Genomic DNA, 9,622 nt, shown 5'->3' with positions numbered 1-9,622 from the left:
CGTTCAGCCCGGCATCATCGCCCAGTTCCTTGACCGCCGCGGCCACGGCCATGCTGGCGGTCGCGGGCTTGAAGCCGAGGTTCTGGAGGGCGGAGATCGCGTCCGCGCTCACCGAACCGGCGGGCACGGCGCCGAGGCCTTCGATCGGCGGGCTGCCGGCACCGGCGGAGATGGGGCCAAGGCCGCCTGCCTTGTCCTTGAGTTCATTCACGATGCGGCTGGCGAGCTTGGGGCCGACGCCCTGCGCGCGGGCGACCATCGCGGCATCGCCGCTGGCGCAGGCGCGCTGGATTTCTTCGGCGGAGAGCGCCGAGAGGATCGCGAGCGCGACTTTGCTGCCCACGCCCTGCACCGCTGTCAGCAGGCGGAACCAGCCGCGTTCGCCCGCGCTGGCAAAGCCGATCAGGCGCTGGTCATTCTCGGACACTTGCAGTTCGGTGTGCACCACCACTTTGTCGCCCCGAATGCCGAGCTGGGTCAGCGTCTTGGCCGAGCAGTGGACGAGGTAGCCGACGCCGTTCACGTCGATGATGGCCCAATCGGGGCCGAAATCATCGAGCAGGCCAGTAAGCTTTGCGATCATGGTTTGTTCTATGGCAGCGAACCCGGCATGGGGCAAGCGTGCCTACCTGTGACTTCCCATCATGTTGGCGTGGCAGATCGCCACGGCCAGCGCATCTGCCGCATCGGAGCCTTTGAGCGCGACGCCGGGCAGCAGCACCTTCAGCATGGCCTGCACTTGCGTCTTGTCTGCGCCGCCCGTGCCGACGAGGGCCTTCTTGATCACCTTGGTCGGATATTCGGCCACATGAAGTCCGGCTCGGGCCACGGCCAGCATGGCAACGCCGCGCGCCTGCCCCAGCTTGAGCGTGGACTGCGGGTTCACGTTGACGAAGACTTCCTCCACCGCGCCCGCGTCCGGCTGGTGCGCGGCGATGACGGCGGCGAGGCCTGCATCGAGTTCGACCAGCCGCTGCGCCATATCGGCCTTGGCATCGGTGCGGATCTGGCCATTGGCGACATGGCTGAGGCGGCTGCCTGATTTCGCGACGATGCCCCATCCGGTGCAGGTGAGACCGGGATCGATGCCGATGATGATCACAGCTTCAGCCCGAAGCGCGGGCCGATGTTCATCATGGCGAGGTAGAGCGCCACAGTCATTGCGCAGCCCGCGATCAGGGCGATCCAGAACGACACGCCGCTGCGCAGCAGAGCCGGGATCAGCAGGAACATTGGCAGCGAAGGCAGCACATACCAGAAGGTCGCCTCGGCGTGGATCGCCATGTTTTCCGCATCGGGCCGCGCGCGCCACAGCAGGATCATGCCGAGGACCGAGACGAGAGGAAGCGAGGCGACCAGCGCGCCGACGGTGGGGAGCTTGCGCCCGATCTCCGAGATCAGCGCGATCAGCAGGCCGGAAAGCAGCGCCTTGATGGCCAGCGGTAGCATCGGATCAATAGACCATGTCGAACGGGCCGCCAGCCGCTTCCGCGCCGTCCCAGCCGCGCGGGGCAGCCTTGTCGAGCGCGTCCAGTGCCTGCCCGTTGAAGCCGCTGGCGGCGCGGCAGGAGAGGTTCGCCACCTCGCGCTCACCCGAAGCGCCTTGCAGCACGACGAGGCCGGAGATGCGCTTGCCCGGGTTCTCGTTGAGCGATCCCGTCTCTCCGGCATGGACGACATAGTGCGTCGTGCCATTGGTGAAGCGGATCGTTGCCTGATTGAGCCCGCCCTGGCTGCGGTTGCCGCCGCGGTGGATATTGCTCCAGGCGGCATCGCTCGCCACGTCGATGGCGGGATGTCCGGGCGGGCCGAAGCGGTAGTGCAGCGCCTTGCCGCCAAGGCAGACACTGCCGATCCGGCGGCCGAACTGGCAGGAATAGACGACCCGCTCGCCGCCCGCGCAATGGCTGGCGGCGGTGACATGCGCAGCGCGGCCAGCCCGTGCGGGCTTTGCCGCCGAGCCTGCGGTTGCAAGCAGCGCGGCAACGCTCAAGGCTGCCGCGATGGCTCGCATCAGCCCAGCTTTTCCATCACGTCGTCGGGGATCTCGTAGTTGCCCCAGACGGTCTGGACGTCGTCGTCCTCTTCGAGCACGTCGATCAGCTTGAGCAAGGTCGCGGCGGTTTCCGCATCGACCGTGGTGGTCAAGTTGGGCTTCCACGCCAGCTTCACGCCTTCGGCCTCGCCCAGCGTCTTTTCCAGTTCGCGCGCGACGGGGTGGAGCTGGTCGATCGAGACCCAGATCTGGTGGCTGCCGGGGTTCTCGTCGCCGTCGCCCATATCGGATTCGACGTCGTCCGCGCCCGCTTCGATTGCGGCTTCGAGGACTTTCTCTTCGTCGCCCACCTTGCCGGGATATTCGATCAGGCCGAGCCGCTCGAACCCGTGGCTCACCGCGCCCGATGCGCCGAGGTTGCCGCCGTTCTTGGCAAAGGCTGTGCGCACGTTGGTGGCGGTGCGGTTGCGGTTGTCGGTCAGCGCCTCGACGATGATGGCCACGCCGCCGGGGCCATAGCCTTCGTAGCGCACTTCCTCGTAGTTATCGCCTTCGCCCTTGGTCGCCTTGTCGATCGCGCGGGCGATGTTGTCCTTGGGCATGGACTGCGCCTTGGCCGCGTTGACGGCAGCGCGCAGGCGCGGGTTCATGTCCGGATCGGGCATGCCCATCTTGGCCGCGACGGTGATTTCGCGGGAGAGCTTGGAGAACTGCGCCGAGCGTTTTTTATCCTGCGCGCCCTTGCGGTGCATGATGTTCTTGAATTTGGAATGGCCTGCCATGGTCTGCTGCTTCTGGCTTTCGAAGGTTAGCTTTGCTCGCCCCCTAGCTGAGACGCGCCCAGACAGCAATCGGGCGCAGCAATCGGGCGCGCACACCCTGTCTTAACCCGGCTTGGCGCATCAGCTGCGGCATGACTGCGTTGTTTCACGATTTCACCGCCTGGCTGGCGCGTCCGCAGATGCTCCGGCCCTCTGGCCTGCGCGCGCCGGGTGCGGGGCTGGCCTTGCTGCGCATGCTGGGCCTCCACCTCACCGTGCTGCTGCTGGTGCTGCTGCCCCTGCTGGGGATGTGGCAGAAGGCGATGGGACTGCCTTCGCCCGAAGCGTTCGACACCGTGTCGAAGGCCATGCTGGTGCCGTTCGTGGTGCTGCTCGCGCCGGTGGCCGAGGAACTCGCGTTTCGCGGCTGGCTGACCGGCCGCGTGCGGGCCGTGTGGCTGGTCGGCTGCGGTGTTGTCGCGGCGGGCTTCCTCGCGATGGTCAATTTCCATGTCTATGAAGTGCCTGCCAGCTTTGGTGTGCTCGGCATGGGGCTGGTGGCGCCTGCGGGCTGGTGGTGGCTGCGCGGGCGCGGCGTGGTGCCGGGGTTTGCGCGGGCGTTCCCGGTCCTCGTGTGGCTTTCCATCGCGATCTTCGCGCTTTCACACCTCAGCAACTACCCGCGCTTCTCGGTCGCGCTGCTGCCGATGGTGCTGCCGCAGTTCTGGGCGGGCCTGACGCTGAGCTATACGCGCATGCGCATCGGGATCATCGGCGCGATGCTGGTCCATGCAGCGGCGAATGGCATTTCGATCGGCCTTGTGCTGCTGAGCGGTTAGAGCGCCTGCTTCACCACCACACCGCGCTTCATCACGAAATCGACGTGTTCGAGCCGGGTCACGTCTGTGAGCGGATCGCCGCGCACGGCAATGATGTCTGCGGGCATACCTGGTGCGATCCGGCCCACGCTGCCCTCGCGGCCCAGCGCTTCGGCCGCGCCGACCGTGGCGGCGGCAATCGCCGCCATCGGTGTCATCCCGGCGCGCACCATCAGCGCAAATTCGCGCGCGTTGTCGCCGTGGCGCGAAACGCCGGTATCGGTGCCGAACGCGATTTTCACGCCCATCTTGATGGCCAGCGCATGGGATTGGCGCTCTGCGGCGGCGGCGGATTCGGCCTTGGGAATCGTTGCGGGCGGAAGCAGCCCGCCGCGCGCCTGCGCCAGCGCGGTTTCGGGCGCGAGCATCGTCGGCACCAGCCAGGTGCCATGCGCGATCATCGCCTTGATCGTGGGTTCATCGAGGAACGTGCCATGATCGATGGTATCGACCCCGGCGTTGACCGCCGCCATCGTGCCCGCCGCAGCATGGCTGTGCGCCGCCACTTTGCGGCCAAAGCCGTGCGCGGTGTCGATCAGCGCTTTCATTTCCTCGCTGGTCATCTGCTGGCCCAGCCCGCCCGCGACATTCGAGAGCACACCGCCGGTTGCAGCAAACTTGATGACTTGTGCGCCCAGCCGGATCTGTTCGCGCACCGCGCGGCGGCAATCGTCCGCGCCGTTGCACAAGTTGTTGTAATCGTGCGGGGCAAATGCGCCGTAGCTTTCCTCGTTCAGCCCGCCGCCATCGCCGTGTCCTCCCGAAACGGAGATCATCGTGCCTGCATTCACGATCGTCGGGCCTGACACCGCTCCTGCGTCAATAGCGTCGCGCAGGGCGCGAACGCCGCGCGGCGGTCCGCCCAGATCGCGCACCGTGGTAAACCCGGCTTCCAGCGTCTGCCGCGCATGGAGCGCTGCCAGATAGGCACCGTCCTCACGGTCGCGGGTTGCGGCTTCGAGCCGCTCGCGCATCGGATCACCATCGCTGAACAGGTGGACATGCAAGTCGGTCAGGCCGGGCAGCACGAAGGCATTGCCCAGCTCGACTGTTGTCGTTCCGGCGGGCGCGGGGATCGTGCCGTCGCTCACGCTGGTGATCACGCCATCGGTGATCACCACGGTGGAAGCGCCGCGCGGCGGCTTGCCGGGCTGGTCCAGCAGTTGCCCGGCGTGAAGATAAACCACCTTCGGAGCAGATTTGGCTGCTGTTTCAGCCGCTACTGGGGCGGCAAAGGCAATCAGCGCGGTGAAACCGGCTAGCAGGGCAAGGCGCATCAAAAAAACTCCGGCAGATCGTTTCGCCGCAGCCTAGCGCGCCTGCACCCCGCGTCCAGTGCTCCTATTCGATCCCCAGCGCGTTCTTGTAGGTATCGAGAATCGCTTCCATTTCGCGGCGATCATCGGGCTTGAGCTTACGCAGGCGGACGATCTGGCGCATGATCTTGGGATCATAGCCGGTGGACTTGGCTTCGAGGTAGACGTCCTTGATATCGTCGCCGATGCCCTTCTTTTCTTCTTCGAGGCGTTCGATGCGCTCGATCAGAAGGCGCAGGCGGTCGTCGGCGGATTCGGCCATGAGAAAGGGTCTCCGGTGAGAAAGGGTCGGCACCCGTTAGTGCGGGCAGACCGATTCGTGCAAAACCCTGCCTGTGGAAAGTTTAACCTTCCGGGCGGCCCTTGAAGCCTTGCGCGATCACGTACCACTCGGACGAATCCTTGCGGCTAGCGGGCGGCTTGGCGTGCTTCACCGTCTTGAAGTTGCGCTTGAGGATGGTGAGCAGTTCGCCGTCCGTCCCTCCGGCAAAGACCTTGGCAACGAATGCCCCGCCGGGCGCGAGCGTCTGCACCGCGAAATCGACGGCGGTTTCGACAAGGCCCATCGTGCGCAAATGATCGGTTGCCTTGTGGCCGACGGTGTTGGCGGCCATGTCGGAAATCACGAGATCGGGCGCGCCGCCCAATGCACCGATCAGCGCGTCCGGGGCTTCGTCGGTCATGAAGTCCATCTCGAAGATGGTCACGCCTTCGATCGGTTCGACGGGCAGCAGGTCGATGCCGACCACTTCGGCGGCGGGCGCCTGCTTGCGCACCACTTGCGCCCAGCCGCCCGGCGCGATGCCGAGATCGACCACCCGGTGCGCGCCTTTCAGCAGGCCGAAGCGGGTGTCGAGCTCGATCAGCTTGAACGCGGCCCGGCTGCGCCAGCCTTCGGCCTTGGCCTGCTTGACGTAAGGGTCATTGAGCTGGCGGGAGAGCCAGCGGTTGGAGGAGGCCGTGCGCCCCTTTGCCGATTTGACCCGTGTGCCCGGATCGCGGCCGCTGCGGCTCACTGGGATGTTCCTTTGCTTTGTGCCGTTTCGGTGCGGCGATCAGTTTTGCTACCGGCAGTTGGGCTACCGGCACTCGGGTTACCGGCGCCAAGGCCACCAGCGGCCATGAGGCTGCGCAGAATCCCCTCGCGGATGCCGCGATCAGCGATGCCGAGCCGTTCGGCGGGCCAGATATCGAAGATCGATTCGAGGATCGCGCACCCCGCAACGACAAGATCGGCTCGCTCGCGCCCGATGCAGGGCACGGCCACGCGTTCGGCCGGGGAAATATGCGCCAGCCGCTGGCTGATTTCGCGCATCGAGGCGGTCGGCACGATCAGGCCGTCCACTGCGCTGCGGTCATATTGCGGCAGGCCAAGGTGCAGGCTGGCGAGCGTGGTGACCGTGCCGCTGGTGCCCAGCAGGCGCAGTCCGCCGCTTGCCGCCGCAGCAGCGCCGGCCGGGCTCACGCGCTCGGCAAACTGGGCAAATCCTTCGGTGATGCGGGCGCGCATCTTGCGGTAGGCGGCGGCGCGGGCCTCTGCCGTCAGGTCGATAGGGCCGATGCTTTCGGTCAGCGAGACGACGCCCCAGGGCACCGATTGCCAATCGAGGATGCGCGGCACCGCGTCGGTGGTATCGACCAGCACCATTTCCGTGGAGCCGCCGCCGATGTCGAAGATCATCGCCGGGCCTTCGCCGGGTTCGAGCAGGATGTGGCAGCCCAGCACCGCCAGCCGCGCCTCTTCGCCGGCGGTGATGATGTTGAGCCGGATGCCGGTTTCGCGGTGCACCCGGTCGATGAACTCTTCGCCGTTGGTGGCGCGGCGGCAGGCCTCGGTCGCCACCGAGTGCGCAAGGTGGACCCCGCGCTTGCGCAGCTTTTCAGCGCAAATGTGCAGCGCGCCCAGCGCGCGGTCCATCGCCGCATCCGAAAGACGGCCCGATTGGGCGAGGCCTTCGCCCAGCCGCACGACCCGGCTGAACGCATCGATTACCATGAAGTGATCGCCCGAAGGCCGCGCGATGAGCAAGCGGCAGTTGTTGGTGCCGAGATCGATCGCGGCATAGGCCTGCCGGTGGAACGGCGGCGTCTTCTGCCAGGGCTGGCGCGGAACATCGAGCGGGGGTGTTGCAGTCGCAATCTGGGAAATCGGCGTCTGGGAGATGGCTTCCGTGGCCGCATGCAGGGCGATGTTGGCAGCCGGGTCAGCAGCGGTTGCTGCACCATTTTCGGCGGGTGGACCGGCTGATTGCCTGTCAGGGATGCTGGCCGACGCACTGGGGGCAGGACGCGGCCCCTGAGGCTTGCCGCGAGCCGCTCCCCTGCGCCCCCGCCGCTTGCCTTGCCGCGCCTTGCGCTGCTGCGCCGGCGGATCGAATTCCGCCATGACTACCAATCGCTTATGTTTTCCCGCCAGGGGAACGCCCGGCGGGTACTTGACATACACTCTAGCGATCCTGCGGCTTTGGGGCAAGCATGGCGCTGGAGTGGCGGCGTCAGCTTGACTTGCGCCAAAGCCCCGCCTAAAGGCCCGCCCTCATTGCCCCGTCGTCTAATGGTAAGACTACGGATTCTGATTCCGTCTATCGAGGTTCGAATCCTCGCGGGGCATCCACTTTTCCGATAAAAATCGCGCGCATCGCAAGGCCTTCGTTTGGCTGGGCGCGATGCTGTTTGCCTTCGTGTGCAGGTGCAGCGCTGTGCTGAGGCGGCGCCGATCCCGTGCCGGGGCTCAGCGCGAATAGGCATGTTTGCTTAATTCTCCGCTAAGGTCTCTCTGGCAAGGGTCTCGCTGGCCGTTTCCGTTATCTCGCTTTGGCCGGGCACAATAGGCGCACATGCTGCAAGGCAATTCCACTTCTGCCTCAATCGGCCTCTTGGGCGCGCTATGGGACATCATGGCATTGGGGACGGCGCCCGTTGGCCTGATTTTGTTCGCGTTCGCGTGTGGGGCGCTGTTCATGGCGGCAGTGCACAAGGTGCAGAGGAAAGCGCCGGTCGTCTTGGTCGATCCAACGGTGACGGCCTCCGATATGACCGATTCCGCCAGCGCGGTGCAGCCCGTATCTGCCGAATCGCTTGGCAGCACCATCGCCGCAGCGGTGCGCGCGGGGGAATTGGTGCTGCATTATCAGCCCAAGCTTGATTGCCGCACGATGAAGCTGCGCGGCGCGGAGGCGCTCTCGCGCTGGACTCTGCCGGATGGAACACAATTGGTGCCTGATGCGTTCGTGGCGCAGGCCGAAGCGGTGGGCGGCATCAGCGAGCTTACGGTTTGGGGGGTGGAGCAGGCCCTGCGCGACAGTCGGTGGCTGGCCGGAAAAGGTATGGGCAGCAGCCTTGGCGGCCCGATCTTCGTCAATCTGTCCGGCACACTCATCACGCGGGACTTCGCCAGCCGCTTGATCGCCCTTGTCGGCGATGAAGCGGCCCGCATCGGCTTCGAGATCACGGAAACCGCGGTCCTCGATAATCCGGAAGAAGCGCTGGAATGCCTCCACCAATTGCGCGAGGCGGGCATCGCGCTGGCTATTGACGATTATGGCGCAGGGCTTTCCTCGCTGAGCTACCTCAAGCAGATTCCGGCGGGCGAACTCAAGATCGACCGCAAGTTCATTCAGGGGATGACCCGCAGCAATCGCGATCCGCTGATCGTGCGCTCGACAATCGATTTGTGCCACGGCCTTGGCATGACCGTGACAGCCGAGGGCGTGGAAGATGCGATGACCGCATCGCTGCTTGGGGTCATGGGTTGCGATACGATCCAGGGGTATTTCATATCCCGGGCCGTGCCGATTGAAGGCCTGGTGCGGTTCATCGAGGAGCATCCCGGCACCGCACCGCGCGTGCCGCAGATCCGCAAGAAGGGAGGAAGTCCGAGGGCCGAGTAATATCCGTTTCGGACTTTTCTGGCTTTCCAGCGGCTTTAGGCAGTCACCCCGACAGTCTTTCGAGATTCATTAACTGCGTTCCCCAAGACAATCACAAGTCCCCGCGTGGCATGACCTGCTTTCATCGGAAGTCCGTTTGAATGGAAGGGGTAGTGATGCTGTCCAGGTGGCTCGAGACGGCGGTGGCGATGTGCCTGTGCGCATCCGCCATGCCTGTTTCTGCCCAGACGGCCACGACGACGACCACGACTCCGGCGGAGACGACGGCGGCTGCGGCCGGGACGTCCAAGGCTGCCGCCGCCACGACCACAACGGTGCTGACCTCGAACGCCAGGTACATCGAACCCTTTCGCGGTAAGAATATCAGCACGTTCCAGAACGATGTAGCGCCGCTCTACAAGAATATCAGCACGTTCTGGTCGGGCGTCGATCCGCTTTACAAGAACATCAGCACTTTCTGGGGCGGGCTCAATCCGGACTACCCCGCGCTTGGATCGTCTTCCACCGGGCTGCCCGACTACAAGAACATCGCGGCGTTCTGGACCACCAACGGCAACCTGTGGTCGCAATCGATGACCATCTGGAGCAAGATCGATGCTGGCACGGCCACCGCTGCCGAGCGGACCCAGCTCAACGCGAACCTGACCGCCGTCATCAGCAATTCGAACACGTTCTGGGGTTCGGCCGTCACCACGCGGCTTGGCGGGACGTTCCAGTCCAGCTTCCAGACGCCGCTGTTCGCGCGTTATGGCATCTCCGCCACGTCTGCGCAGAACCTCGC

Annotated in this window: 12 protein-coding genes and 1 tRNA gene; 4 read left to right on the top strand and 9 right to left on the bottom strand. The window is 65.4% G+C overall.

From position 1 onward, the window contains the following. The 5 genes from ruvA to CFE35_RS22185 all read right to left on the bottom strand — a co-directional run. On the bottom strand, positions 1-583 hold a 583-nt coding region (gene ruvA, locus CFE35_RS22205), incomplete at its 3' end, for a Holliday junction branch migration protein RuvA (RefSeq protein ID WP_292934042.1). Positions 584-625: 42 nt separating this feature from the next. Further along, on the bottom strand, positions 626-1,102 hold the full coding sequence (gene ruvC, locus CFE35_RS22200) for a crossover junction endodeoxyribonuclease RuvC (RefSeq protein WP_292934041.1): 477 nt from the start codon (positions 1,100-1,102) through the stop codon (positions 626-628). Continuing rightward, positions 1,099-1,449, bottom strand: coding sequence for a DUF3147 family protein (locus tag CFE35_RS22195; RefSeq protein ID WP_292934039.1), 351 nt, complete (start codon positions 1,447-1,449; stop codon positions 1,099-1,101). Before CFE35_RS22195 ends, ruvC begins: the two co-directional genes overlap by 4 nt. A 4-nt stretch (positions 1,450-1,453) precedes the next feature. Then, entirely contained in the window at positions 1,454-2,014 is a 561-nt protein-coding gene (locus CFE35_RS22190; RefSeq protein WP_292934037.1) for a hypothetical protein, read from the bottom strand. Further along, complete coding sequence (locus CFE35_RS22185; protein WP_292934035.1) at positions 2,014-2,778, bottom strand: YebC/PmpR family DNA-binding transcriptional regulator; 765 nt, start codon at positions 2,776-2,778, stop codon at positions 2,014-2,016. Before CFE35_RS22185 ends, CFE35_RS22190 begins: the two co-directional genes overlap by 1 nt. Before the next feature lie 131 nt (positions 2,779-2,909). On the opposite strand from CFE35_RS22185, the gene CFE35_RS22180 reads away from it, so the two are divergent. Then, positions 2,910-3,596, top strand: coding sequence for a CPBP family glutamic-type intramembrane protease (locus CFE35_RS22180; protein ID WP_292934033.1), 687 nt, complete (start codon positions 2,910-2,912; stop codon positions 3,594-3,596). Here CFE35_RS22180 and CFE35_RS22175 read toward each other — a convergent pair. From CFE35_RS22175 to CFE35_RS22160, 4 genes are all read right to left on the bottom strand, one after another. After that, a complete protein-coding gene (locus CFE35_RS22175) occupies positions 3,593-4,912 on the bottom strand; it encodes an amidohydrolase family protein (protein WP_292934032.1) in 1,320 nt (439 codons plus the stop codon). The two genes, CFE35_RS22180 and CFE35_RS22175, sit on opposite strands and share 4 nt — an antisense overlap. A 64-nt stretch (positions 4,913-4,976) precedes the next feature. Next, positions 4,977-5,213: a DUF2312 domain-containing protein gene (locus CFE35_RS22170; protein WP_292934030.1), complete on the bottom strand. Its 237-nt coding sequence runs from the start codon at positions 5,211-5,213 to the stop codon at positions 4,977-4,979. An 82-nt stretch (positions 5,214-5,295) separates the two neighbouring features. Continuing rightward, the gene (locus CFE35_RS22165) at positions 5,296-5,967 is read right to left on the bottom strand and encodes an RlmE family RNA methyltransferase (protein WP_292934028.1); all 672 of its coding nucleotides are present in this window, start codon (positions 5,965-5,967) and stop codon (positions 5,296-5,298) included. Then, entirely contained in the window at positions 5,964-7,337 is a 1,374-nt protein-coding gene (locus CFE35_RS22160) for a Ppx/GppA phosphatase family protein (protein WP_292934026.1), read from the bottom strand. The genes CFE35_RS22165 and CFE35_RS22160 overlap by 4 nt, the downstream gene beginning before the upstream one ends. Before the next feature lie 154 nt (positions 7,338-7,491). Here CFE35_RS22160 and CFE35_RS22155 point away from each other — a divergent pair. From CFE35_RS22155 to CFE35_RS22145, 3 genes are all read left to right on the top strand, one after another. Next, positions 7,492-7,565 (top strand) — tRNA-Gln (locus CFE35_RS22155). Positions 7,566-7,911: 346 nt separating this feature from the next. Further along, a complete protein-coding gene (locus tag CFE35_RS22150) occupies positions 7,912-8,841 on the top strand; it encodes an EAL domain-containing protein (RefSeq protein WP_292934024.1) in 930 nt (309 codons plus the stop codon). A 155-nt stretch (positions 8,842-8,996) separates the two neighbouring features. Further along, positions 8,997-9,622: hypothetical protein (locus CFE35_RS22145; RefSeq protein ID WP_292934022.1), on the top strand; the 626-nt coding region annotated here is incomplete at its 3' end.

The sequence above is a fragment of the Novosphingobium sp. PASSN1 genome, assembly GCF_002278815.1.
Note: the sequence above shows the minus strand (reverse complement) of the source record. Positions and strands in the feature narration are given on the sequence as shown.